General features: G+C 58.5%; 21 protein-coding genes. 9 read left to right on the top strand and 12 right to left on the bottom strand.

Going from position 1 to position 26,329, the window contains the following annotated elements:
- Nucleotides 1-115: 115 nt before the first annotated feature.
- The gene (gyrA, locus tag QQF33_RS23320) at nt 116-2,752 is read right to left on the bottom strand and encodes a DNA topoisomerase (ATP-hydrolyzing) subunit A (RefSeq protein WP_282495143.1); all 2,637 of its coding nucleotides are present in this window, start codon (nt 2,750-2,752) and stop codon (nt 116-118) included.
- A 146-nt stretch (nt 2,753-2,898) separates the two neighbouring features.
- On the opposite strand from gyrA, the gene ubiG reads away from it, so the two are divergent.
- The 4 genes from ubiG to yfaE all read left to right on the top strand — a co-directional run bounded on the left by ubiG (nt 2,899) and on the right by yfaE (nt 7,763).
- Nucleotides 2,899-3,627, top strand: coding sequence for a bifunctional 2-polyprenyl-6-hydroxyphenol methylase/3-demethylubiquinol 3-O-methyltransferase UbiG (gene ubiG, locus QQF33_RS23315; protein ID WP_282495144.1), 729 nt, complete (start codon nt 2,899-2,901; stop codon nt 3,625-3,627).
- A gap of 357 nt (nt 3,628-3,984) precedes the next feature.
- Nucleotides 3,985-6,270, top strand: coding sequence for a class 1a ribonucleoside-diphosphate reductase subunit alpha (gene nrdA / locus QQF33_RS23310; RefSeq protein WP_282495145.1), 2,286 nt, complete (start codon nt 3,985-3,987; stop codon nt 6,268-6,270).
- Between the two features lie 108 nt (nt 6,271-6,378).
- Complete coding sequence (gene nrdB / locus QQF33_RS23305; protein ID WP_282495146.1) at nt 6,379-7,509, top strand: class Ia ribonucleoside-diphosphate reductase subunit beta; 1,131 nt, start codon at nt 6,379-6,381, stop codon at nt 7,507-7,509.
- Nucleotides 7,509-7,763, top strand: coding sequence for a class I ribonucleotide reductase maintenance protein YfaE (yfaE, locus tag QQF33_RS23300; RefSeq protein WP_282495147.1), 255 nt, complete (start codon nt 7,509-7,511; stop codon nt 7,761-7,763). The genes nrdB and yfaE overlap by 1 nt, the downstream gene beginning before the upstream one ends.
- Nucleotides 7,764-7,860: 97 nt before the next feature.
- Here yfaE and glpT read toward each other — a convergent pair whose 3' ends face one another.
- Nucleotides 7,861-9,213, bottom strand: coding sequence for a glycerol-3-phosphate transporter (gene glpT / locus QQF33_RS23295; protein WP_285146757.1), 1,353 nt, complete (start codon nt 9,211-9,213; stop codon nt 7,861-7,863).
- 257 nt (nt 9,214-9,470) lie between these two features.
- On the opposite strand from glpT, the gene glpA reads away from it, so the two are divergent.
- From glpA to glpC, 3 genes are read left to right on the top strand one after another with little or no spacing between them, the layout of a single operon-like run.
- Entirely contained in the window at nt 9,471-11,099 is a 1,629-nt protein-coding gene (gene glpA / locus QQF33_RS23290) for an anaerobic glycerol-3-phosphate dehydrogenase subunit A (RefSeq protein ID WP_285158686.1), read from the top strand.
- Nucleotides 11,089-12,348, top strand: a complete 1,260-nt coding sequence (gene glpB, locus QQF33_RS23285; RefSeq protein WP_285158685.1) for a glycerol-3-phosphate dehydrogenase subunit GlpB — start codon at nt 11,089-11,091, stop codon at nt 12,346-12,348. The genes glpA and glpB overlap by 11 nt, the downstream gene beginning before the upstream one ends.
- Nucleotides 12,345-13,535, top strand: a complete 1,191-nt coding sequence (gene glpC, locus QQF33_RS23280; protein ID WP_285158684.1) for an anaerobic glycerol-3-phosphate dehydrogenase subunit GlpC — start codon at nt 12,345-12,347, stop codon at nt 13,533-13,535. The genes glpB and glpC overlap by 4 nt, the downstream gene beginning before the upstream one ends.
- Before the next feature lie 620 nt (nt 13,536-14,155).
- Here the strand turns inward: glpC and QQF33_RS23275 are convergent.
- From QQF33_RS23275 to QQF33_RS23230, 10 genes are all read right to left on the bottom strand, one after another.
- Complete coding sequence (locus QQF33_RS23275; protein WP_285146763.1) at nt 14,156-15,355, bottom strand: nicotinamide mononucleotide deamidase-related protein YfaY; 1,200 nt, start codon at nt 15,353-15,355, stop codon at nt 14,156-14,158.
- Between the two features lie 93 nt (nt 15,356-15,448).
- Nucleotides 15,449-15,991 (bottom strand): YfaZ family outer membrane protein, encoded by a 543-nt coding sequence (locus QQF33_RS23270; RefSeq protein ID WP_282493621.1) that lies wholly within the window; start codon nt 15,989-15,991, stop codon nt 15,449-15,451.
- A gap of 160 nt (nt 15,992-16,151) precedes the next feature.
- Nucleotides 16,152-17,513, bottom strand: a complete 1,362-nt coding sequence (menE, locus tag QQF33_RS23265) for an o-succinylbenzoate--CoA ligase (RefSeq protein ID WP_285158683.1) — start codon at nt 17,511-17,513, stop codon at nt 16,152-16,154.
- Nucleotides 17,510-18,475: an o-succinylbenzoate synthase gene (menC, locus tag QQF33_RS23260; protein WP_285158682.1), complete on the bottom strand. Its 966-nt coding sequence runs from the start codon at nt 18,473-18,475 to the stop codon at nt 17,510-17,512. Before menC ends, menE begins: the two co-directional genes overlap by 4 nt.
- The gene (gene menB / locus QQF33_RS23255; protein WP_095282734.1) at nt 18,475-19,332 is read right to left on the bottom strand and encodes a 1,4-dihydroxy-2-naphthoyl-CoA synthase; all 858 of its coding nucleotides are present in this window, start codon (nt 19,330-19,332) and stop codon (nt 18,475-18,477) included. Before menB ends, menC begins: the two co-directional genes overlap by 1 nt.
- Nucleotides 19,329-20,105, bottom strand: coding sequence for a 2-succinyl-6-hydroxy-2,4-cyclohexadiene-1-carboxylate synthase (gene menH / locus QQF33_RS23250; protein ID WP_285158681.1), 777 nt, complete (start codon nt 20,103-20,105; stop codon nt 19,329-19,331). Before menH ends, menB begins: the two co-directional genes overlap by 4 nt.
- Nucleotides 20,102-21,772: a 2-succinyl-5-enolpyruvyl-6-hydroxy-3-cyclohexene-1-carboxylic-acid synthase gene (menD, locus tag QQF33_RS23245; protein WP_285158680.1), complete on the bottom strand. Its 1,671-nt coding sequence runs from the start codon at nt 21,770-21,772 to the stop codon at nt 20,102-20,104. Before menD ends, menH begins: the two co-directional genes overlap by 4 nt.
- Nucleotides 21,773-21,860: 88 nt before the next feature.
- Nucleotides 21,861-23,156: an isochorismate synthase MenF gene (gene menF / locus QQF33_RS23240; protein WP_285158679.1), complete on the bottom strand. Its 1,296-nt coding sequence runs from the start codon at nt 23,154-23,156 to the stop codon at nt 21,861-21,863.
- 96 nt (nt 23,157-23,252) lie between these two features.
- Nucleotides 23,253-23,558 carry a stress response protein ElaB gene (elaB, locus tag QQF33_RS23235; protein ID WP_282493628.1) on the bottom strand — a complete coding sequence of 102 codons (306 nt, stop codon included), beginning with the start codon at nt 23,556-23,558 and terminating at the stop codon, nt 23,253-23,255.
- Between the two features lie 52 nt (nt 23,559-23,610).
- Nucleotides 23,611-24,072 (bottom strand): GNAT family N-acetyltransferase, encoded by a 462-nt coding sequence (locus tag QQF33_RS23230; protein ID WP_285149257.1) that lies wholly within the window; start codon nt 24,070-24,072, stop codon nt 23,611-23,613.
- A gap of 71 nt (nt 24,073-24,143) precedes the next feature.
- Between QQF33_RS23230 and rnz the strand changes: the two genes are divergently transcribed.
- The gene (gene rnz / locus QQF33_RS23225) at nt 24,144-25,061 is read left to right on the top strand and encodes a ribonuclease Z (protein WP_285158678.1); all 918 of its coding nucleotides are present in this window, start codon (nt 24,144-24,146) and stop codon (nt 25,059-25,061) included.
- Nucleotides 25,062-25,125: 64 nt separating this feature from the next.
- Nucleotides 25,126-26,130 (top strand): chemotaxis protein, encoded by a 1,005-nt coding sequence (locus QQF33_RS23220; protein WP_285146771.1) that lies wholly within the window; start codon nt 25,126-25,128, stop codon nt 26,128-26,130.
- Nucleotides 26,131-26,329 lie beyond the last annotated feature (199 nt).

Below are 26,329 nucleotides of genomic sequence, written 5' to 3'. Positions count from 1 at the left end.
ATCAGGGTCAAAAAGAATGTGGTTAAGGTAGCGGTAAACGCCGTTTGCCGCAATGTTCGCTTGTCTGCAAAAAAAGAAAGGGCCGGTATCCGGCCCTTTTTTCTGTCAGGAGACATTACTCTTCGGCATCATCTGCCGCATCGTCGTCGGTGTCTGCTTCCGGCGCGATTTCGTCATCGCCTTCTGCCACACTTCCGTCGATGGAATCGAGCTCTTCGTCGTCCACCGGCTCTGCAACACGCTGCAGGCCGACCACGTTTTCGTCTTCCGCAGTACGGATGAGGATCACGCCCTGGGTGTTACGACCCACAACGCTAATCTCAGAAACGCGGGTACGCACCAGGGTGCCTGCATCGGTGATCATCATGATCTGGTCGCAGTCATCAACCTGTACCGCGCCGACCACGGAGCCGTTACGCTCGGTGACTTTGATCGAGATAACACCCTGCGTGCCGCGAGACTTGGTTGGGTATTCCCCTTCCGCGGTACGTTTACCGTAACCATTCTGCGTCACGGTCAGGATTGCGCCTTCGCCACGTGGAATGATCAGGGAAACAACGCTGTCTTCGCCAGCCAGTTTGATACCGCGAACGCCGGTCGCCGTACGACCCATTGCGCGCACGGCGCTCTCTTTGAAGCGCACCACTTTACCGGCGGCAGAGAACAGCATCACGTCATCAGAGCCGGAAGTCAGATCCACGCCGATCAGTTCGTCGCCTTCGTTCAGGTTGACGGCAATAATGCCGGCAGAACGCGGACGGCTGAACTCTTTCAGTGCGGTTTTCTTCACGGTCCCGCTGGCGGTCGCCATAAAGACGTTCACGCCTTCTGCGTACTCGCGTACCGGCAGGATCGCGGTGATACGTTCGTTCGGCTCCAGCGGCAGCAGGTTGACGATCGGACGACCGCGCGCCCCGCGGCTCGCTTCCGGCAGCTGATAGACCTTCATCCAGTACAGACGACCACGGCTGGAGAAGCAGAGGATCGTGTCGTGGGTGTTGGCCACCAGCAGGCGGTCGATAAAGTCTTCTTCTTTAATACGTGCAGCAGATTTGCCTTTACCACCACGACGTTGTGCTTCGTAGTCGGTCAGCGGCTGATACTTCACGTAGCCCTGGTGAGACAGGGTCACAACCACATCTTCCTGGTTGATCAGATCTTCGATGTTGATATCCGCGCTGTTGGCGGTGATCTCAGTGCGACGCTCATCGCCAAACTGGTCACGGACCAGCTCCAGCTCTTCGCGAATCACTTCCATCAGACGATCTGCGCTACCGAGGATGTGCAGCAGCTCAGCGATCTGCTCCAGCAGCTCTTTGTACTCGTCGAGCAGTTTTTCATGCTCAAGGCCGGTCAGTTTCTGCAGACGCAGATCCAGAATCGCCTGGGCCTGCTGTTCAGTCAGATAGTATTGACCGTCACGCACGCCGAACTCCGGCTCCAGCCACTCAGGACGCGCAGCGTCATCGCCCGCACGTTCCAGCATGGCGGCCACGTTACCCAGCTCCCACGAACGGGCAACCAGGCCCGCTTTCGCTTCGGCAGGGGTTGGCGCACGACGGATCAGTTCGATGATCGGGTCGATGTTCGCCAGCGCAACGGCCAGAGCCTCGAGGATATGGGCACGATCGCGTGCTTTACGCAGTTCGAAAATAGTACGGCGAGTCACCACTTCACGGCGGTGACGAACAAACGCGCTCAGGATCTCTTTCAGGTTCATGATCTTCGGCTGACCATGGTGCAATGCCACCATGTTGATACCGAAGGAAACCTGCAGCTGAGTCTGGGAGTAGAGGTTGTTCAGAACCACTTCACCCACGGCGTCGCGTTTGATTTCAATCACGATGCGCATACCGTCTTTATCAGACTCGTCACGCAGTGCGCTGATGCCTTCAACGCGTTTGTCTTTCACCAGCTCCGCGATTTTCTCGATCAGGCGCGCTTTGTTCACCTGATACGGAATTTCGTGGACGATAATGGTTTCACGACCGGTTTTCGCGTCCGCTTCCACTTCGGCGCGGGCACGAATATAAATTTTGCCACGACCGGTGCGGTAGGCTTCTTCAATACCGCGACGGCCATTGATGATGGCGGCAGTCGGGAAGTCCGGGCCAGGGATGTGTTCCATCAGCCCTTCAATGCTGATGTCTTCATCTTCGATAAAGGCCAGGCAGCCGTTGATCACTTCCGTGATGTTGTGCGGTGGAATGTTGGTGGCCATACCCACGGCGATACCGGAAGAACCGTTCACCAGCAGGTTTGGGATCTTGGTTGGCATCACGTCTGGAATGCGCTCGGTGCCGTCGTAGTTATCGACGAAATCCACCGTCTCTTTTTCCAGGTCGGCCATCAGCTCATGGGCGATTTTCGACATACGGATTTCCGTATAACGCATCGCCGCAGCGGAGTCGCCATCGACAGAACCAAAGTTACCCTGGCCATCTACCAGCATGTAACGCAAGGAGAATGGCTGTGCCATACGCACGATAGTGTCATAAACGGCGGTATCACCATGAGGGTGGTATTTACCGATTACGTCACCAACGACACGGGCAGATTTTTTGTAGGCTTTATTCCAGTCATTGCCCAATACGTTCATGGCGTATAGTACGCGACGGTGTACCGGCTTCAGGCCATCTCGGACATCCGGCAGCGCACGGCCAACAATGACCGACATCGCATAGTCCAGATAGGAGCTCTTCAGCTCTTCCTCAATGTTAACCGGTGTAATTTCTCTCGCAAGGTCGCTCATCTAACCGCTATCCCTCTACTGTGTCCCGGATTCAAAGGTCGCAAATTATAACACAACCGCTCTCAGACAGGTAAACCTGTATGCTTTATTCACGGGGAGAGCCTGATATACTCGATCCTCTTGCGAAATAAGGAGTAAAAGCGCCCATGAATGCCGAAAAATCCCCGGTAGCTCACAACGTTGACCACAACGAGATTGCCAAATTTGAAGCGGTGGCATCCCGCTGGTGGGATCTCGAAGGTGAGTTCAAACCTCTGCACCGCATTAACCCGCTGCGTCTGGGCTATATCGCGGAGCGTTCCGGCGGTCTGTTCGGTAAAAAAGTGCTCGATGTCGGCTGCGGCGGGGGCATTCTGGCTGAAAGCATGGCGCGCGAAGGCGCTACGGTCACCGGGCTGGATATGGGCTTTGAGCCGCTACAGGTCGCCCGTTTGCATGCACTCGAGAGCGGTATTCAGGTCGATTACGTTCAGGAGACGGTAGAAGAGCACGCGGCGAAGCATGCCCATCAGTATGACGTCGTCACCTGCATGGAGATGTTAGAGCACGTCCCTGACCCGCAGTCGGTGGTTAACGCCTGCGCAGCGCTGGTCAAACCCGGCGGCCAGGTCTTCTTCTCGACCATCAACCGTAACGGCAAAGCCTGGCTGATGGCGGTCGTAGGTGCGGAATATGTGCTGCGGATGGTGCCGAAAGGCACGCACGACGTGAAGAAATTCATCAAACCGGCGGAGCTGTTAGGCTGGGTCGATGGCACCTGGCTCAAAGAGCAGCACATCACCGGTCTGCATTACAATCCGTTAACGGATAAATTCAAGCTCGCGCCGGGCGTAGATGTTAACTATATGTTGCACACAACCGCCAAAAACGACTAACGTCATCAACTATTCTTATAAAGATTGCGCGGCATCATGTTGCGCAATTTTGACCTCCCGTTGAAGAAATCAGCACTCGATCAAATTTTGAATTTTTTTTCTAAATTATTGACATGTCGTCCAGGCCTTACAGTACGAGGACTTAGGCTTTTTTACCCTTTCACAACCTCAATTTAACCTCAAAATCAACCCTTGTACTGAAATGATTCGATACTAGAATACTCACCATATAGCGTTCATTTAATCGCAAAACCCCTATATGTAGTATTTATCCACAGACTTAGTCACAAGGCAGTTCTGTGGATAAACGGGGGATATTTCTATTTCACGGTAATTCACGGACAGGTAAAAACCCACATGAATCAGAGTCTGCTGGTGACAAAGCGCGACGGTACCACTGAGCGCATCAATCTCGACAAAATCCATCGAGTTCTCGACTGGGCAGCAGAAGGACTGAATAACGTATCTATCTCCCAGGTTGAGCTGCGTTCTCACATTCAGTTCTACGACGGCATTAAAACCTCTGACATCCACGAGACCATCATCAAGGCGGCGGCAGACCTGATCTCCCGCGAAGCGCCAGATTATCAGTATCTCGCGGCACGTCTGGCCATTTTCCACCTGCGTAAAAAAGCCTACGGCCAGTTTGAGCCGCCAAAGCTTCACGATCACGTCGTGAAAATGGTTGAGCTGGGCAAATACGACACGCATCTGCTGGAAGACTATACGGAAGAAGAGTTCGAGCAGATGAACGGGTTTATCGATCACTGGCGCGACATGAACTTCTCCTACGCCGCGGTGAAGCAGCTCGAAGGCAAATACCTGGTGCAGAACCGCGTGACGGGCGAAATCTACGAGAGCGCGCAGTTCCTGTATATTCTGGTCGCCGCGTGCCTGTTCTCCGGCTACCCGCGTGAAACGCGTCTGAGCTACGTGAAGCGTTTCTATGATGCGGTTTCTACCTTTAAAATTTCTCTGCCTACGCCGATCATGTCTGGCGTGCGCACCCCGACTCGTCAGTTCAGCTCCTGCGTCCTGATCGAGTGCGGCGACAGCCTGGACTCCATCAACGCCACCTCCAGCGCGATTGTGAAATACGTCTCCCAGCGTGCCGGTATCGGCATCAACGCCGGTCGTATTCGTGCGCTGGGCAGCCCGATTCGCGGCGGTGAAGCGTTCCACACCGGCTGTATCCCGTTCTACAAACACTTCCAGACCGCCGTGAAATCCTGCTCGCAGGGCGGCGTTCGCGGTGGCGCTGCGACGCTGTTCTACCCGATGTGGCACCTGGAAGTCGAAAGCCTGCTGGTCCTGAAAAACAACCGTGGCGTGGAAGGCAACCGCGTTCGTCACATGGACTACGGCGTACAGATCAACAAACTGATGTACACCCGCCTGCTGAAAGGCCAGGACATCACCCTGTTCAGCCCGTCTGACGTCCCGGGTCTGTACGATGCGTTCTTCGCCGATCAGGACGAGTTCGAGCGTCTGTACACCCAATACGAAAACGACGACAGCATCCGTAAGCAGCGCGTGAAAGCGGTAGATCTGTTCTCCCTGATGATGCAGGAACGTGCCTCCACTGGCCGTATCTACATCCAGAACGTCGACCACTGCAACACCCACAGCCCGTTTGATCCGGCCATCGCGCCAGTGCGCCAGTCTAACCTGTGCCTGGAGATCGCCCTGCCGACCAAACCGCTGTACGACGTTAACGACGAAAACGGTGAAATCGCGCTCTGTACGCTCTCCGCTTTCAACCTGGGCGCGATCAAGAGCCTGTCCGAGCTGGAAGAGCTGGCGGTGCTGGCGGTTCGTGCCCTGGATGCCCTGCTGGATTACCAGGATTACCCAATCCCTGCGGCAAAACGTGGCGCAATGGGCCGTCGTACCCTGGGTATTGGCGTGATCAACTTTGCCTACTGGCTGGCGAAAAACGGTAAGCGTTACTCCGACGGCAGCGCCAACAATCTGACGCACCAGACCTTCGAAGCCATTCAGTACTACCTGATGAAAGCCTCGAACGAGCTGGCGAAAGAGCAAGGCGCTTGCCCGTGGTTCAATGAAACTACCTACGCGAAAGGCATTCTGCCGATCGATACCTACAAGAAAGATCTGGACGGTATCGTGAACGAGCCGCTGCATCTCGACTGGGAAGGCCTGCGTGAGTCCATCAAAACTCACGGTATGCGTAACTCCACGCTCTCCGCGCTGATGCCGTCCGAGACCTCTTCGCAGATCTCCAACGCCACCAACGGCATTGAGCCGCCGCGCGGCCACGTGAGCATCAAAGCGTCGAAAGATGGCGTGCTGCGTCAGGTGGTGCCGGATTACGAACTGCTTGGCAATAACTACGAACTGCTGTGGGAGATGCCGAATAACGACGGTTACCTGCAGCTGGTGGGCATCATGCAGAAGTTTATCGACCAGTCGATCTCTGCTAACACCAACTATGACCCGACGCGTTTCCCGTCTGGAAAAGTGCCGATGCAGCAGTTGCTCAAAGATCTGCTGACCGCCTACAAATTTGGCGTGAAAACCCTGTACTATCACAACACCCGTGACGGTGCTGAAGATGCGCAGGATGACATGGCACCTTCTATCCAGGACGATGGCTGCGAAAGCGGCGCGTGTAAGATCTAAGTCATTTGCCGGGTGGCGCTTCGCTTACCCGGCCTACATTTTTCGAGGCGTGGTAGGCCGGATAAGCGAAGCGCCATCCGGCATTACACTCCTACAGGACCCACATTAATGGCATATACCACCTTTTCACAGACGAAAAACGACCAGCTCAAAGAGCCGATGTTCTTCGGCCAGCCGGTCAACGTGGCACGCTACGATCAGCAAAAATATGACATCTTCGAAAAGCTGATCGAAAAGCAACTCTCCTTCTTCTGGCGTCCGGAAGAAGTGGATGTTTCCCGCGACCGTATCGACTTCCAGGCGCTGCCGGACCATGAAAAGCATATCTTCCTCAGCAACCTGAAATACCAGACGTTGCTGGACTCCATTCAGGGTCGTAGCCCGAACGTGGCGCTGCTGCCGCTGATCTCTATTCCGGAGCTGGAAACCTGGGTCGAAACCTGGGCGTTCTCCGAGACGATCCACTCGCGCTCCTACACCCACATCATCCGCAACATCGTCAACGATCCGGCGGTGGTGTTTGACGATATCGTCACCAACGAGCAGATCCAGAAACGCGCCGAGGGCATCGCCCACTACTACGACGAGCTGATCGAAATGACCAGCTACTGGCATCTGCTGGGCGAAGGCACGCACAACGTGAACGGCAAAACCGTCACCGTGAATCTTCGCGCCCTGAAAAAACAGCTGTACCTGTGCCTGATGAGCGTCAACGCGCTGGAAGCGATCCGCTTCTACGTCAGCTTTGCCTGCTCGTTTGCCTTCGCCGAGCGTAAGCTGATGGAAGGTAACGCCAAAATCATCCGTCTGATCGCCCGTGACGAAGCCCTGCACCTGACCGGCACTCAGCACATGCTGAACCTGCTGCGCAGCGGCGTGGACGATCCGGAGATGGCTGAAATCGCCGAAGAGTGTAAACAAGAGTGCTACGACCTGTTTGTGCTGGCCGCGCAGCAGGAGAAAGAGTGGGCAGATTACCTGTTCCGCGACGGTTCGATGATCGGTCTGAACAAAGACATTCTGTGCCAGTACGTGGAGTACATCACCAACATCCGCATGCAGGCGGTGGGCCTTGAGCTGCCGTTCAAAACGCGTTCTAACCCGATTCCGTGGATCAACACCTGGCTGGTGTCCGATAACGTACAGGTTGCGCCGCAGGAAGTGGAAGTGAGTTCTTACCTGGTCGGTCAGATTGATTCCGAAGTGAACACTGACGACCTGAGCGATTTCCAGCTCTGATGAGCCGCGTCACGCTAAGCCTTTCCGGCACAGAAGTGCTGTGCCGCGAAGAGCACCCTTCCCTGCTGGTGGCGCTCGAGTCGCATCAGGTTGAGGTCGAATACCAGTGTCGCGCCGGTTACTGTGGCTCCTGCCGCTGTCGTTTAGTGGCAGGCCAGGTTGACTGGCTCACGGAGCCGCTGGCGTTTATCCACGAAGGGGAAATTTTGCCCTGCTGCTGCCGGGCAAAAGGCGATATTGAAATTGAGATGTAATGCCTGAACGACACGCCCGGCGGCGCTACGCTTGCACGGGCCTACGGGTTTTGTAGGCCGGGTAAGCGCAGCGCCACCCGGCAATACATGCGTCTGATTATCCGCGTTTCTGCATCATCTCGGCATGATGACGCTTCTCGCCAATCATCACCACGATCAACAGCAACACCGCCATCACGCTGCCGCCAATCATCACCATAAAGCCACCATCCCAGCCGAAGAAATCGACCGTATAACCGACAATGGCGCTGGCGGCGACCGACCCGCCGAGATAGCCAAACAGACCGGTAAAGCCCGCGGCAGTCCCTGCGGCTTTCTTCGGTGCCAGCTCCAGAGCATGCAGACCGATCAGCATCACCGGGCCGTAGATCAGGAAGCCAATCACGATCATACAGGCCATATCCACGCCCGGATTACCCGGAGGGTTGAGCCAGTAAACGACCGTCGCGATGGTCACCAGGGTCATAAAGAACACGCCCGTAGCGCCACGGTTGCCTTTGAACACTTTGTCCGACATCCAGCCGCAAATCAGCGTCCCCGGGATCCCGGCGTATTCATACAGGAAATAGGCCCACGAGGACTTATCCAGCGCGAAATGCTTCACCTCTTTCAGGTAGGTCGGCGACCAGTCGAGGATGCCGTAGCGCAGCAGATAGACAAACACGTTCGCCACCGCGATATACCACAGCAGTTTGTTTGGCAGGACGTATTTCATGAAGATCTGCTTCGCCGTCAGCTCCTCTTCATGCTGCTCGCTGTAGTCATCCGGATAGTCGTTTTTATACTCTTCAATCGGCGGCAAACCGCAGGACTGCGGCGTGTCGCGCATCAGGGCAAAGGCAATCATCGCCACCAGAATCGCGCCGAACGCCGGCATGTACAGCGCCGCTTTCCAGTCGTTAAACCACGCCATCCCCAGCAGGAACAGCAGCGGTGGAATACCGCCGCCGACGTTATGCGCGCAGTTCCACACCGACACAATCCCGCCGCGCTCTTTCTGCGACCACCAGTGAACCATGGTGCGTCCACACGGCGGCCATCCCATCCCCTGGAACCAGCCGCAGACAAACAGCAGAACAAACATCACCGCAATGCTCGACGTCGCCCAGGGCACAAAGCCCATAAACAGCATCACCGCCGCCGCGAGGATCAACCCCGCCGGTAAGAAGACGCGCGGGTTAGAGCGATCCGAGACGGATCCCATAATGAATTTAGAAAAACCATAGGCGATGGAAATGCCGGACAGGGCAAAACCTAAGTCACCGCGTGAAAAACCCTGCTCGACCAGGTACGGCATCGCCAGCGCGAAGTTTTTACGCACCAGATAGTAGGCGGCATAGCCAAAGAAAATCCCGAGGAAGATTTGCCAGCGCAGGCGGCGATAGAGCGGGTCGACTTCTGCTTCTGGCAGACGCGCCCGATGCGGGGCAGGTTTGAAGATACTGAGCATAACAGCCTCCGTGGCCATGTATTGAATTGCCGGGGCGTTATACGTCACCCCGGCTCCAGAGAGGCGGGGATGTTAAATAATCACAACGATTGTTACTGTGAATCAACGCACGAATTGTTACAGAAATATGACACAGTGCGCAAAAAGGCGCACGGAATCACGTTTCATTTTCGTATCATGCTCGATTATGTTCGAAATCAAACAAACCCCATTTTTGATGTGGCTAAATGGTAAAAAAACGAACATGAGGGAAGACAATGACAATCCGCGATCCCCGTTACAGCGATGTGATTATCATTGGCGGCGGCGCAACGGGCGCCGGAATGGCGCGGGACTGCGCCCTGCGAGGCCTGAGCGTGACGCTCCTCGAGCGTCACGACATTGCCACCGGTGCCACCGGGCGTAACCACGGCCTGCTCCACAGCGGCGCGCGCTACGCCGTCACTGATAACGAATCCGCGCGCGAGTGCATTGCCGAAAATCAGATCCTCAAACGCATCGCCCGCCACTGCATCGAGCCGACCAGCGGCCTGTTTATCACTCTGCCCGAAGACGATCTCGCCTTTCAGCAAACCTTTATTACCGCCTGCAATGACGCCGGGATTTCCGCCGAAGCGATCGATCCTCAGCTTGCCCGACGCATCGAACCGGCGGTAAACCCTGCGCTGCTGGGCGCGGTGAAAGTTCCCGACGGCACCGTCGACCCCTTCCGTCTGACGGCGGCCAACATGCTCGACGCCCGCGAGCACGGCGCGACCGTTCTGACCGCCCACGAAGTGACGGGGCTGATCCGCGAAGGCGACAGAGTGCGGGGTGTGCGCGTCTACGACCATCTCTACGGGGAACACAGCGCGTTGTACGCCAGCGTGGTGGTGAACGCAGCGGGGATCTGGGGACAGCGCATTGCCGAATATGCGGATCTCTCCATTCGCATGTTCCCGGCCAAAGGCTCGCTGCTGATCCTCGATCATCGCATCAACAATCACGTCATCAACCGCTGTCGCAAGCCGTCCGACGCCGACATTCTGGTGCCCGGCGATACCATCTCCCTGATTGGCACCACCTCCACGCACATTGATTACAACGACATCGACAGCAACCGCGTCACCGCCGAAGAGGTGGATATCCTGCTGCGCGAGGGGGAAAAACTGGCCCCGATCATGGCGCAAACCCGCATTCTGCGCGCCTATGCCGGTGTGCGTCCGCTGGTGGCCAGCGATGACGACCCGAGCGGACGCAACGTCAGCCGCGGCATTGTGTTGCTGGATCACGCCGCGCGCGACGGGCTGGAAGGCTTTATCACCATCACCGGTGGCAAGCTGATGACCTACCGGCTGATGGCCCAGTGGGCAACGGACGCCGTGTGCCGCAAGCTGGGCAATACGCAGCCCTGCACCACCGCGGAACGTCCGCTGCCCGGTTCGCAGGAGCCGACCGAAAAAACGCTGCAAAAAGTCATCTCCCTGCCCGCCCCGCTGCGCGGTTCAGCCATTTACCGTCACGGGGATCGCACGCCCGTCTGGCTTGGGCAAGGACGTCTCAGCCGCAGTCTGGTGTGTGAATGCGAAGCCGTGACGGCGGGCGAAGTGCAGTACGCGGTCGAAAACCTGACGGTCAATAATCTGCTCGATCTGCGTCGCCGCACCCGCGTGGGGATGGGCACCTGTCAGGGCGAGCTGTGCGCCTGTCGCGCGGCGGGTCTGCTGCAACGGTTTAATGTGACCACCTCAGCGCAATCACTGACGCAGCTCAGCGAGTTCCTCAACGAGCGCTGGAAAGGGGTGCAGCCTGTCGCCTGGGGCGACGCGCTGCGCGAAAGCGAATTTACCCGCTGGGTCTATCAGGGTCTGTGCGGACTGGAAAAGGAGCAGCACGATGAAGTTTGATACGGTGATTATCGGCGGCGGTCTGGCCGGGCTGATGTGCGGTCTGAAGCTGACGCAACGCGGCCAGCGCTGCGCCATCATCACGCGCGGTCAAAGTGCGCTGCATTTCTCGTCCGGCTCGCTGGATCTGCTCGGCGCGATGGCCGACGGGTCACCCGTGCAGAATCCGCTGACGGCGCTGGAAAACCCGCAGGCCCTGCCGCCAGAACATCCTTACCGTCTGGTGGGCGTCGACAATATTTCCCGTCTGGCACTGGAAACCGAAGCGCTGCTCGCGGCGTGCGGCACGCGCTTAAAGGGCAACGCCGGGCAAAACCATCAGCGCGTCACGCCGCTGGGCACCCTGCGCAGCGCGTGGCTCAGCCCGGAAGAGGTGCCTGTCGCCTCCGCGCAAACCCAGCGCGTTCGCGTCGTCGGCATTAGCGGCTTTCTCGATTTTCAGGCCCACCTCGCCGCCGCCTCGCTGCGTCATCAGGGGATCGAGGCAGACACCGTCGAAATTGAGCTGCCGGAGCTGGATGTCCTGCGCGACAACGCCAGTGAGTTTCGCGCGGTGAATATCGCCCGTCTGCTGGATAACGACGTTCACTGGACGACGCTTTACGACGCCTTAAAACCGCTGGCGCAGGGCGTCGACGCGCTGTACATGCCCGCCTGCTTTGGGCTGACGGATAACCGTCTGTGGCGCTGGCTCTCCGACCGCCTCCCCTGCCCGCTGCATCTCCTGCCTACGCTTCCCCCTTCCGTACCGGGAATTCGTCTGCATAATCAGCTCCAGCGCCAGTTTGTCGCCCAGGGCGGTGTGTGGATGGCGGGCGATGAGGTCAAAAAAGTGTCGCTGGAGGAAGGCAAAGCCACCGCAGTCTGGACGCGCAACCACGAGGATATCCCGCTGCGCGCCCGTTTCGTGGTGCTGGCGAGCGGGAGCTTCTTCAGCAACGGCCTGCTCAGCACCCGCGAAGGCATTCGCGAGGCGGTAATGGGCCTCGACGTACGCCAGAGCGCCTCGCGCGCCGACTGGTATCAGAGCGATTTCTTTACCCCACAACCGTGGCAGCAGTTCGGGGTCATTACCGACGACCGCCTGCGCCCGCAGCTTTCCGGCGTCGCCGTCGACAATCTTTACGCCATAGGTTCGGTACTCGGCGGTTTTGACCCGATAGCCCAGGGCTGCGGCGGCGGTGTGTGCGCCATTAGCGCGCTGGCGGTAGCTGAACAGATTTGCCAGCGTGCGGGAGAACACCCATGAACGATACCCGTTTTGAAAGCTGCATCAAATGCACCCTCTGCACCACCGTCTGCCCGGTCAGCAGCGTGAACCCACGCTATCCCGGTCCAAAACAGGCGGGGCCGGATGGCGAGCGTCTGCGCCTGAAAGACGGCGCCTTGTACGATGAGGCGCTCAAATACTGCATCAACTGTAAGCGCTGCGAGGTCGCCTGCCCGTCGGACGTCAAAATCGGCGATATCATTCAGCGCGCGCGGGCGCAGTACAGCACACAAAAGCCGACCCTGCGCGATGCGATTCTGAGCCACACGGATCTGATGGGCAGCCTCTCCACCCCGCTCGCCCCGCTGGTCAACGCCGCCACCGCCCTGAAACCGGTGCGCAAACTGCTCGACGTGGCGCTTAAAATCGATCATCACCGCAGCCTGCCGAAATACTCCCACGGCACCTTCCGCCGCTGGTATCAATCTGTCGCCGCTGAACAGGCGCAATACGCCGACCAGGCCGCGTTTTTCCACGGCTGTTACGTGAACTATAACCACCCGCAGCTGGGAAAAGATCTGGTCAGGGTGCTTAACGCAATGGGCACCGGCGTGCAGCTGCTGAATAAAGAGAAGTGCTGCGGCGTGCCGCTGATTGCCAACGGTTTTACCGACAAAGCGCGCAAACAGGCCCGGCATAACATGACTTCTCTGCGCGAAGCGATTGTCGACAAAGGCATTCCGGTGCTTGCCACTTCGTCTACCTGCACCTTTACCCTGCGCGATGAATATCCGCATCTGCTGGACGTCGATAACAGCGGTCTGCGCGAGCACATCGAGCTGGCGACGCGTTTTATCTGGCGCAAGCTCGATAGCGGCCAGACGCTGCCGCTTAAGCCGTTGCCGCTAAAAGTGGTGTATCACACGCCGTGTCATATGGAGAAAATGGGCTGGGCGATCTATACGCTGGAGCTGCTGCGGCTGATTCCAGGGCTGGAGCTGACGGTGCTGGATTCGCGCTGCTGCGGGATTGCGGGAACCTACGGATTTAAGAGCGAAAACTACCCGACCTCACAGGCGATCGGCGCGCCGCTGTTCCAGCAGATTGAGGAGAGTGGCGCGGATCTGGTGGTGACCGACTGCGAGACCTGTAAATGGCAGATTGAGATGTCCACCAGCAAGCGCTGCGAGCACCCGATTTCGCTGCTGGCGAGAGCATTGCAGTAGCTAATTGTTAAGCACCTGAGGTTTTTCCGTTCACCTTATGTTCAGCAGAATATAATGGCGTCATAACCTGTGAACGTGACAAGGGGGCTGCGCGGCCCCCTTGTCAATCCCCGCGCCCCGCCATGAAATCGGTGCTTCGCACTGCGCTCACCTCCCGGCCAACTGCCTGCGGTCGGCTCGACTCGACTTCCTGTCTCGTTTCGCCTCTGGCCGCCATCCATGGCGTCCAGCCCTTGTCATCCGGCCTCCGGTTCGCCGATTTCTGCGGGGGCCAACACCGGTGCCACACTCAGGCGGTTGTGAAGCTGAAGGGATCGTGAGTCCGGCTGAAAATCGCCGAAGCGTTTCCTGGAGGCCGGGTCGAGGCGCAGGGAAGCGCCGAGAGGGTGCGACCTGCATGGATGCAGGATCGCGCCCGACCCGAAAGCCGCAAGGAATAAGCTGAGGGCACCGCGAAGCGGCGATTTTCCTGGCCGGGAGCCGGGATTGTAAAGGGCGCGGCGGCGAGCGCCCTTTACACGTTCACCGCAGAGGAACGGACAGGAAGCAGAGGAAATGAAGTGAACGGAACGATTCCACTACTTCTGTAAAGGGCATCAGGCATTGCCTCCCGAACTCATTTATTCAATAAACAGCGTATCCACCACATCAATCCAGCCATGATCGCTCGCAACATCTTTCCCATTCAGCCAGCGGCGCAGCATGTTCAGGGCCATCATCGCGCACACTTCCTGACGCACCGGCAGGCTGTAGCGCGTGGCACTCATTTTCACCCGCAGCGCATGGGTGCCCTGCGGCGTGGCGAGGGCAAAGTTAAGATGATCGTCTTCCAGACCCGTCACCGCAAGCGCCAGCCCGGCGAAATGATTCACCCGACGATCGGCTGTCCAGTGGGCGGTTTGCGCCAGAGTCTCTTCCTGAGACGGCACCACTTCGCTCGCCAGCAGCGCGGCGTTGGCCCGCGAGAGCTGCAGCGCGAGTAAACCACCGGTGAACTGCTCGCTTAAGGTCAGGCTCAACTGACGCTCCTGCAGATGGCGGGCGATTTGCGCCGGTAATCCTTCGGTGCCTTCGAAGATCAGGTTTTCACCCGCCACGCGCTGCACTTCCGGCCACGCCGCCAGCATCGCCGCTTTTTGTGTCGCCGGGCCGGTGAGTTTCAGTTCGATAATCGGCATTGAGGAGCGATAGCCCATCGACACCCCTTCCGGCAGTTCGAGGGGATCCAGGCTTTGCGCCAGATCGCTTTCCGAGCGGCCAAAAGTGGTGAGACGCAGGCAAATCGGCGGCTCGGGCAGCGTGAATCGCTCGCGCAGGCGCGGCATGATCTCCTGTTCGACCATCACTTTAAATTCAGAGGGGACGCCGGGGGTGAAGAACATCAGGCAGCGGTTCAGCTTGACGGCAAATCCGCAGGCCGTGCCAACCGGGTTGTTGATAAATTCAGCGCTGGCGGGGATTTCCGCCTGTTTGCGGTTGCTGGGGGCCATCACCCGTCCGCGATCGGAAAAGAAGCGCTCCATCTGCGTCAGCCACGCTTCGTGCAGCACCAGCCCTTCGCCTTTTGCCGTGGCGGCGGCCAGCGCGCTAAGATCGTCGCTGGTCGGCCCGAGGCCGCCGTTCACAATCAGCACATCCGCATGCTCGCTGCGCTCGCGCAGCACGTTGACGAGTGACTCGAGGCTATCGCCGACGGTATTGCGGCGCGTTAAGGGTAATCCCTGTTCAAAGAAAAAATTGGCCAGCCAGGCCGCATTGGTATCGGTAATTTGTCCGTGCAGCACTTCATCGCCAGTGGACAACATTTCCACGCTTATCATCGTGTTCTCCCACGTATTGAGTGGAAACACTATAGCGCAAACCGATGTGGGGGGAAGAAAGAAACAGGTGCGGCAGGACGCCGCACCTGAAAATCAGAAACCTGCGCTCACACCAACGTACGGGCCATCGGCCAGCGCGTTGTCGCGGTTGCCGTCTTTACCGGCGAGGTTCAGGTAGCGGTAGCCCGCTTCGATAGTGATTGGACGCATGATGGTCCAGCGCGCACCGGCGTTGGCTTCTTCATAGCTGTCGATACCGCTGGAGAGGGAATCCGGAGAGTAGTAGTACTCGCCAAACAGGCCGAAGCTGTCGCCGATTTTCCACTGTAAACCGCCGCCCACTGCCGCCGCGTAGCCTTCGCTGCCGTCGTTCGGGTTGGTGTAGATCCCTTTCCCGCCCACGGTCGCCAGGAAGGGTCCCAGCGGAATGTTCAGACCCAGGCCGAGGCTTGCCGCATCGCCGTCGTCATCGTTATGCGTCCAGCCGCCGGTCATCGCCAGGCCGGAGGTCTCCGTGCCCATGCCAAAACCAAGATGGGTGTAATCTTTACCCGCCTGGCCGCTGAAAGAAATTGCGTTTGCCGCTGCAGATACAAACATCAGGCCGCTCAGGCCCAGTAATGCCACTTTTTTCATTGTCGTGATCCCGCACTCATTGAATAGATATCCCAAAACCGCGCGATTTTAACCCGTGCGGGCCTGGGATCAATGCGCTATCAGTGCGTATGACGTTTAGTTTGTAACGATTTGAAACTTTCTGGCTTTTTTGCAAGCAGTGTTAAGGTCAATTAACGGACTAGCCTTTCAGAAAAGCATTAACCCACTGCTGTAATGCCCGACGGGAGATTTTGATCCCACCGCTTTTCAGCTCGGCGGGCAGCACCAGCCAGTGTCGCGGCTGCTGGAACCGCGCCAGCTTGTCCCTGACCCACTGGGGAAACGCGCCGATATCGGCATTTTCGGCGCACTCGACCACCGCCACCGGGCGCTGACCGAACTCGGCGTCATCCAGCGGCACGACAAACACCTGATGAATCAGCGGATGTGTAGCAATCACCCGCTCCAGCTCTTCCGGCTGAATGCCCTCGCCGCCGCTGAAAAACAGATTATCCATGCGTCCAACAATCGTCAGACGGCCATCGTTCAGCTCCCCACGATCGCGGGTGGCGAACCAGCCCTGCGCATTGGCAAGCGGCGCTAAACCGCCGTCGCGCCAGTAGCCGCTGGCCATCGATTTCGCTTTCAGCCAGACCTCGCCGTCAACAATGCGGACTTCACGACCGGGCAGCGCATATCCCACGTCAGGTTTGCCATCGGCTTCTTTCGCACAAACTGTGGAGGCAAACTCCGTCAGGCCATAGCCGCACCAGCTTCTGATGCCCTGCTCTTGCGCCTTGAGAGTAAGCTCAACGGGGATCGCCGCGCCGCCCAGCAGCACCGCTTTGAGGGCGACGGGGTCGTGGTTATTCAGCAGGCGCCAGAGCTGCGTCGGGACCAGCGACGCATGCGTGCAGCCCTGCAGCATCTGCTCCAGCGGCTGTTTTTCACGCACGGTTAAACGGGCACCGGCCAACAGCCAGCGCCAGAGAATCCCCTGCCCGGAGACGTGAAACAGCGGGAGCGAAAGCAGCCAGTCATCATCGTCGCCATAGGGCATCAGGGAGAGCACGCCCTGCGCGCTGGCAAGATGGGCCTCACAGGTGTGTACCGCCGCTTTTGGCAGGCCGGTGGAGCCGGAGGTCAGCGTCATCGACGCCAGTCGCTCAGGCTGCCATGGGGCCGCGTAGTTGCCTGCGCATTCGCGCATCGCGAGCCGCGGCAATCCGTCGAAATCGCCGTCCAGCAGCAGGGTAAAGCGCAGGGTCATCTGCGGAATTAACACGTCCAGCAGCGGGCGCGGAAGCTGCGGGTTAACGGGTAAGATTCGTGCGCCGCATTGCAGCAGTGCCAGCCAGGCGAGCAGCGTATCAGGGTGGTTTTGCGCCATCAGCATCACGCCGTCGCCCTCCTGAACGCCCTGCTGCTGGAAGCCGCTGGCCAGCGCATCGACGCGCTGACACAGCTGATGCCAGGTCAGAATCTCACTGTTCAGGCGCAGGGCCGGTTTGTCGGCCTGCTGCTGACACCAGTGTCGCCACGGCCAGTCGGTAAAGCTCATAGCAGCGGCTCCAGCGCCTCAACGTCCACCAGCGGGAGCGCATTGTCCGGCCAGCGACGCACCAGCTGGGCCTGCATCAGGTTGAGCGTGTCCAGCCCCGGAATGGTGTTCGGAGTCAGCCATGCGGCAATCCGCGCCAGTTGGGTCAGGCCGAGGCTCGACTCGATGGAGGAGCTGATTACCGCGGTCAAACCCAGCGCGTGGGCCGCCGCGACCTGCTCGCGCACCTTATCCAGACTGCCCGTGAGCGTTGGTTTGATCACCACCGCGCTGACACCCGGCTCGGCGATAAACTCGAAATCCGCCTCGCGCAGGCTTTCATCCCAGGCAATGGCAATCCCCGTTTCCTGCGCAAAGGCGCGCGAGTCGTCGCGGGTTTTACACGGTTCTTCCATAAACGCGATGCGGTCGCGGTAAACCGGATTGACATACTTCGCGAACTGCTGCGCTTTGAGCGGCGTCCAGGCGCGGTTGGCGTCCAGACGCAGACGCAAATCCGGGATCGCCTCGAGCAGCAGATTAACGACCATGCCGTCGCGTACCGCTTCGTACAGGCCCACTTTGACCTTAGCGACTTTCTCGCCCGGCATGGCGGCAAGCGCTACAAACAGTTCGTCCGGATCGCCGGAACAGAGCGGCGCGGCGCGATAATCCGCCGCCTCCGGCAGCGTGCCGTCCAGTTCGGCGAGCGCGCAGCTAATCCCGAAGGCAGCAGAAGGCACATCCGGCAGCGCCGGAGAAGCGCCGTCGCGCCAGGCGTTAACCCAGCTCAGCAGCGCCGCCTGGGCGTCGTCCAGCGATTCGAGGCTAAAGCCTGGCAGCGGCGAGACTTCTCCCCAACCCTGCTTTTCGTCCTGCTGCAAATGGACGAACAGACCGTCACGGGTTTTTAACCGCCGTTCACGCAGCACCACGCCCGCGTCCATCGGTATCTGCCAGCGGTAAATCTGCGCGCGACGCATTACGGGTTCCGTTTGTATTTGCTGAAGTCCGGCTGGCGTTTTTCGTTAAACGCGTTGCGGCCTTCCTGCCCTTCTTCGGTCATGTAGAACAGCATGGTGGCGTTACCCGCCAGCTCCTGCAGACCGGCCTGACCGTCGCAGTCGGCGTTCAGCGCGGCTTTCAGGCAGCGCAGCGCCATCGGGCTGTTTTGCAGCATTTCGCGACACCAGCGGACGGTCTCTTTTTCCAGATCGGCAATCGGCACCACGGTGTTGACGAGGCCCATATCCAGCGCCTCTTTGGCGTCGTACTGACGGCACAGGAACCAGATTTCACGCGCTTTTTTCTGACCCACGATGCGCGCCATGTAGGAGGCACCCCAGCCGCCGTCGAAGGAGCCGACTTTCGGGCCGGTCTGGCCGAAGATGGCGTTTTCAGCGGCAATCGTCAGGTCACACATCATGTGCAGCACATGACCGCCGCCGATGGAGTAGCCAGCGACCATTGCGACAACAGGTTTTGGACAGGTGCGGATCTGGCGCTGGAAATCGAGCACGTTCAGGTGATGCACACCGGAGTCATCCTGGTATCCGCCGTAGTCGCCGCGCACTTTCTGATCGCCGCCCGCGCAGAAGGCTTTGTCGCCTTCCCCGGTCAGCACGATCGCGCCGATGTTGTCGTCGTAGCGCGCATCAGCCATCGCCTGCATCATCTCTTTGACGGTCAGAGGACGAAACGCGTTACGCACCTGCGGACGGTTAATGGTGATTTTGGCAATGCCGTCGGCAGATTTGTGGTAACGAATATCCGTGTAGCCTTCGGAGCAGTCTTGCCATTCAACGGGTGCATAGAGCATTTGTTCATCAGGGTAGATCATAGGATGTCCTTTGTTCGAAGACGCAGTATCTGCGCCAGACTTGCGGCAACCGCAGCGGGATTGTCCCGGTGGGCGTTGTGTCCGGCATTGGGAATCACATGGCGTTCGGCGTGAAGTTCAGCCGCGAGGGCCGCAAACTTCTCGTCGCGCTCGCCATACACATAGTGAAAAGGCATGTTGCTGGCGCTGAGCGCCGCACGTAAATCAGGCTGTACCGCCAGAGAGGTGGCTTCCAGCATGGCCGCCAGGGTCGCGCCGTTGTTTTGGCTGCGCAGGGCAACCAGTTCGTCGCGCTGGGCGTCGGTCAGGGAGGCAAAGACCGGCTGCTGATACCACTCCTGGAAGACTGACGCCAGGGGTTCATCGCGAAAGCGTTGCGCCCAGCGTTGATCAGACAGGGATCGCGCCTCTCGCTCTGAGGCGTCGCGCAGGCCAGGATGTCCGCCCTCCACGATCAGCCCCGCCAGCCCTTGAGGCTGCTGGCAGGCATGAAACATCGCCACGCGGCCGCCGAGGGAGTACCCCACCAGCCAGTAGTTAAGTATGTTGTCACTAAGGAGCGTATTGCTCAGAAGCTGGCTGACGTCGCTGAAACCCGTCACGGCCATATCCTGTGAACCGCCATGGCCGGGGAGATCGAGATACAACTGCGGGTGGTCGGGCAGCTGCGCCCCTACCCTCTGCCATTCACGGTGATCGCCGGAAAAACCGTGCAGGAACACCAGCCAGGGGAGGCCTGGTTTTCCGGCGCGCATTTCCCCGGCGAGGATCATAGATGGCTCACCTGGGCGAGGAGGTTTTGCAGCTTCTGCGCGCCGTCGGAATCGTTGACCACCAGCTCAATCAGCGTGGCGCCCGGCTGTTTCCAGGCGCGGCTCATGGCCTCATCCAGCTCAGCCCAGCTTTGCGGGCGGCGGTATTTGAGGCTAAACATCGCCGCAGCGTGCTCGAACTGCACGTGTTGCGGCATGAGGTAGAAACGCTCGCGCTCGCTTTGCGGCGTCGGCAGCAGGGAGAAAATCTGCCCGCCGTTATTGTTGACCACAATCAGCACGAACGGTGCGGAGACCTGGCGCAGCAATGCCAGCGCGTTGAGGTCATACAGAGCCGATAAATCCCCGACAATCGCCAGCGTCGATTTTGCGCTCGCGCGCTGCACGCCCGCCGCGGTGGAGATCAAACCGTCGATGCCGCTTGCGCCACGGTTGCTGTAGACCGGGTACCCGGCAGGCAGTTTTGCCAGGGCATCAATCAGACGCACCACCAGACTATTGCCGACAAACAGCTGGCCCTGCTCCGGGAGATACTGGCGGATGCGGTGCGCCAGCTCGGCCTCGCCAAAACCTTCGCACTGCTGCGAGGTTAACTCCCAGGCCTGGCGCGACAGCGTCGGGATATCCATCGCCCACGGCTGACGTTTTTCTGCCGGATGGGCGTCCAGCCAGTCATCGATGTTACTGACCAGACGACGTCCGCGATGGTGCGCCGGATCCAGCCGTCCTTCCAGCGGGTCCACCAGCCAGTACTCTTCCGGCTCGCAGGTGGTTTGCCATTGCAGTACGCGCTTACCCGTGAGGCTCGATCCCAGCTGGACCACGATTTGTGCCTGCGACAGCTCTGTCACGGCTTTGGCGTTACTCAGCCAAAGGTCGGCGCAGGGCAGCGGCTGTCCGGTTTGCGAAAGCACGTCGCCAATCAGCGGCCAGCCGAGGGTTTGCGCCCACTCCGCCACCCGTTTGCCTTCGGCGGCGGTCATGCGACCGGCAAGGACCACGCCGCGCTTTTGTCGCCAGAAGAACCAGTCGCGCTGTTTTGCGCTGTCGAGATGAGTCTGGGCGCGCAGCCAGGGTTTGTCGCTGCGCCACCAGTTGCCGAGGGTTTGCTGCCACTCCACGCCGGTGTCGTCCAATTCACCATACAGCGGTTCGGCAAACGGGCAGTTGATGTGCAGCGCACCGCTGTGCAGCGATCCCAGCGCATGATCAATCGTCGAGACCAGCCAGCTGGCGGGGATATCTTGTGTCGGGCGCGGAAGCGCGATGGACTGGGACGGATGAGAGGCAAAAATGCCCGGCTGACGGATCGCCTGATTAGCACCGCAGTCGATCAGTTCCGGCGGACGGTCGGCGGTGAGCAGAATCAGCTTTTCGCCCGTCAGCCCGGCTTCAATCAGGGCCGGATAGAGGTTCGCGACCGCCGTACCGGACGTCACAATCACCGCCACGGGCGCCTGGCTGACTTTTGCCAGCCCAAGGGCCAGATGGCCAAGACCGCGCTCATCAAAATGGGTGTGATGAATAAACGCCCGGTTTTCTGCCGCCGCAAGCGTCAGCGGCGTAGAACGTGAGCCCGGCGCAATACACACATGCCTGACGCCATGGCGAGTCAGGGCTTCAAGGATCACCGCCGCCCAGCGTCGGTTAAAAGAACTTACTGACATGAAATTGTCCGGTATCAATATTGAGACACAGTATAAATAATAGAGAGTGATTGAATTTTGATATGAATCGGGATTGCGCGACTCAGTATTAATCCATAAGGAGCAGTGTTCTCAGCCCTGCGGCTTTGTTCTCTATCTCCTGCCACTCCTCCTCGGGAACGGACCCACTGACAATCCCTGCCCCGGCATAAAGCCTGACGGCTGAATCACTGACGCGCGCGCTGCGAAGCGCCACGCAAAATTCACTTTGTGCCAGCGACAAATAGCCCGCCGAACCGGCGTACCATTCCCGGTCGAAGGGTTCAAAGGTCTGGATAAAATCGTGCGCCGACTGGCGTGGCAAACCGGCGACGGCGGCGGTCGGCTGTAACAGCTGCAAACACTGCTCGTCGTCGGCGTCGTGTAATTCGGTCCAGATACAGCGGCGCAGGTGTTGCACCTTGCGCAGCCGGACGATTTGCGCCGGGAGCACCTCCAGCGCCTGAGTATGGCGCTGCAACCGCTGGCAGATATCTTCCACCACCAGCATGTTTTCACGCTGGTTTTTATCGTCCGCCAGCAGCCACTCGCCCAGACGCTGGGCATGAGCGTCGTCGGGATGGCTGGCGACCGTACCGGCCAGCGCTTCGGTGCGCAGATGCGTGCCGCGCCGACGCCACAGGCGCTCCGGCGAGGAGCCCATAAACGCGCTGTGGGCGTCGAACACCATGCAGAAATGGTAGCAGTTGAGATTCAGACGGCGGCTGGCGGCCATCAGGGCGATGGCGTTCACGCCGCGGTCGAAGTGCAGATCGGTCGCGCGGGCCAGCACCACTTTATCGAATGCGCCACGCTCGATGGTGTCGGTGGCCTGCGAAACCAGCCGCAGCCACTCCGGCTTTTCAGGCAGATGCGTTTCGCGCACCTTGTGCATCGCGAGAGCGGTAATGGGTTTGCTCTGACAGAGCTGTTGCAGGAAGGAGCTGGCCTGTTGCGCGTCGTCCTGAAGCGAATGGTCGCTCGCCAGATTCAGTCGCAGCGTCGCCACGCCGCCCAAACGCTGCCATAACAGACGCGGCAGGAACAGATGGCTCTTTTCAGGACTAAAGGCGTTCAGCCCGCAAATACGGGTATCGTCAGGAAGCGAATGGGTCTTGAGAAACTGGCGGGCGATCGCGAGTGAGGAGAAGTGTTGCACTGCACCCAGGGCGGCGAGCTCTTCTTCGCCGTTACGCTGCTGCCAGTAAAACTGGGGATAAGATGCCTGAGCACCCAGCCAGGCCAGGGGATCGAAGGCATCGTTTAACGGGAAAGCAATGTCGATATGGCGTACGCCGGGGGTTGCCGGGAAGTCTTGCGCCAGAAAGCTGCAAAGACGTTCCATCGCGACTGAAATCGAATGCACGCTGACCTCTCCCTGTTAAAACCTCACATTATACGGGGTACTTAGCCGAAAAAGCAGTACCCACGTTTAGGGAGGGGTCACCGTTTGTGCGCAGAATCAGCGGCGAGAGAGCAGAAGCCCCAGCACCAGGCCGACGGCCGCCCCTGCGCCAATGCCCTGCCACGGTTTTTCGTGCACGTAATCGTCGGCGCGATAGACCGCTTTTTTGGCGCGATAATAGTAATTATCGGACGCGTTGCTGACGCGGTGTTTCACCTCTTCCAGCGCCCGCTCAGCGCGCGCTTTCAGCTCAATGTACTTTTGGTCAGCCGGATCGCCCGATGAGCGCAGCACTTCTTCCAGCGTTTCGCTTAGCAGCGCCAGGTCGTCGTCGATACGGGAATCCCAGGATTGAAATGACATATCTTTCTCCATGTGAGTGCATCAGTCCCTAACTATAGACAACGACAGCGTATTACGCCTGTTTCGCTTCCCTTGCCATACCGATGTGCGGAATGCCGTCTTCATCATAAACGTCCGTGACAGGGGCAAAACCGAAGTGGGCGTAGAAGGGTTGCAGATGCGCCTGTGCGCCGAGGTATAACGCCTTGTCTGGCCACTGTTTTTCGCAAGATTTCAGCGTTTGCTCCATCAGCGCATAGCCAAGTTTTTCCCCGCGCGCGTTACTGCTGATAATTACGCGGCCAATGACCACCGGTTCGTAATCCTCTTCGCTTTTCAGAATCCTCGCATACGCCACCAGCTCGTCATCTTTCCAGCCGAGAATATGGCGGTTCTCGCCCACCAGGTCATCGCCGTCGATATCCTGATACGGGCAGGTTTGTTCCACGACAAACACTTCGCAGCGCAGTTTGAGTAGCGCGTAGAGGGCGGAAACGGTCAGTTCACTATGATGTAAATCTTGCCACTGGATCATGTCAGGCTCCTTATTGGATTTCATCCCGTTATACTAAACACTTCTCGTGAGTCATAGAGTTTGATGATGTTATGGAACTGATTTTTCTCGGTACGTCTGCCGGTGTGCCAACCCGATCACGAAACGTGACGGCAATATTGCTCGATTTGCAGCACCCGACGCACGCGGGCTTATGGCTTTTCGACTGTGGTGAAGGGACGCAGCATCAGCTGCTACGCACCGCGTATCACCCCGGCAAGCTGGACAAAATTTTTATCACCCATCTGCACGGCGATCATCTGTTTGGCCTGCCAGGGCTGCTGTGCAGCCGCTCAATGGCCGGGAACGCTAACCCGCTGACGATTTACGGCCCGGCGGGGATTAAGGAATTTGTCGAAACCACCCTGCGCCTGAGCGGGTCGTGGACCGATTATCCGCTGGAAGTGATTGAAATCACCGAGGGCGTGGTCTTTGAAGACCAACGCTATAGGGTGACGGCGCAGCCGCTGAATCATCCGGTGGAGTGCTATGGCTATCGCGTGGATGAGCACGATAAGCCCGGTGCACTGGACGCTGCGGCACTGATTGCCGACGACATCAAACCGGGGCCACTGTTCCAGCAGCTGAAAAACGGCGAAACCGTTACCCTGGATGACGGGCGCGTGGTTAACGGTCAGGATTATCTCGCGGCCCCCATTCCCGGCAAAAAAGTGGCGATCTTTGGCGATACGGCGCCCTGCCCGCAGGCGCTGCTTCTGGCTCAGGGCGTGGATCTGCTGGTTCACGAGGCGACGCTTGAAGCAGCAATGGAAGAGAAAGCCAACAGCCGCGGGCATAGCTCTACCCGTCAGGCGGCGGCCCTGGCGCGGGATGCGGGCGTGAAGAAACTGATCGTCACCCATGTTAGCTCTCGCTACGACGCCGAGGGCTGCGCGGCGCTGCTCGCGGAGTGCCGGGAGGTATTCGCAGAGTGCGAGCTGGCCCACGATTTCTGGCAGGTTTGTGTTTAGCCCTTCACTTTTCCCTCAGCGTGCCGATAACGATTAAAAGGCAAGCATTTCATTTGAGGGCACCATGGATAATTACCAACAAGATATTGATGACAGGGCGAATCTCACCCTGTCGAACCGGTTTGAACTGTTACTGTTCCGTCTCGGGACCTCAATGAATGAGAACAAGTCTGAACTGTTTGGCATCAACGTTTTTAAGCTGCGCGAAATTGTGCCAATGCCGGAATTCACTAAACCTGCGGGTATGAAATCCCCGCTGATGGGGATGGTGAATATCCGCGATCAGGTGATCCCGGTTATCGATCTGGCGGCAGTCGCAGGCTGTACCCCTACAACCGGTCTGAATATTCTGCTGATTACCGAGTACGCCCGCAGCGTGCAGGCGTTTGCCGTGGAGTCGGTCGACAATATTATGCGTCTGGACTGGAAGCAGGTGCATGCGGCGGAAACCGCCGTCAGCGGGCGCTACATTACCAGCATTGCCAGCCTGGATGAGGGCAGCGATTCAAACAATCTGGCGATGGTGCTGGACGTTGAGCAGGTCTTATATGACATCACGCCAGCGAACCACGAAATGCACGCCACGGATTTGAAAATCAGCAAGTTCAACATCAAGCCAGGGGCGGTGGCGATTGTGGCGGAAGACTCTAAAGTCGCTCGCTCGATGCTGGAAAAAGGGCTGGAGGCGATGAATATCCCGGCACAGCTGTTTATTACCGGCAAAACAGCCTGGGAGAAAATTGGTGAACTGGCGGCGCAGGCTCAGGCCGAAGGCGTGCCGATTACCGATAAGATCGCGCTGGTGCTGACTGACCTCGAAATGCCAGAGATGGACGGATTTACGCTGACGCGCAAAATCAAGACCGATGAATTCCTCAAGCATATTCCGGTGGTGATCCACTCTTCCCTGTCCGGGAACGCCAACGAAGACCATATCCGCAAGGTGAAGGCCGACGGGTATGTGGCGAAGTTTGAGATTAACGAGCTGTCATCGGTGATCGAGGAAGTGCTGGATCGTTCGATGAAAAAGATTGAAGGGCCGTTGATCAGTCGTAAACAGCTGGCGTAAACCTTGTGCCGGGTGGCGGCTGCGCCTTACCCGGCCTACAGATCATGACATTTTTGTAGGCCGGGTAAGCGAAGTGTATGACCGGATACATAGGTGACAGATCAGACCGGGAACATAGGTAACACTTTCTAGTCTATCCGGACCACACTCTCGGTTTTTCGGTCGTAGTACGCAAGCGTTATTCCATTAAAGATGATGG

The organism is Lelliottia wanjuensis (assembly GCF_030238365.1).
In the GTDB taxonomy this organism is placed as follows: Bacteria; Pseudomonadota; Gammaproteobacteria; order Enterobacterales; family Enterobacteriaceae; genus Enterobacter; species Enterobacter wanjuensis.
Note: the sequence above shows the minus strand (reverse complement) of the source record. Positions and strands in the feature narration are given on the sequence as shown.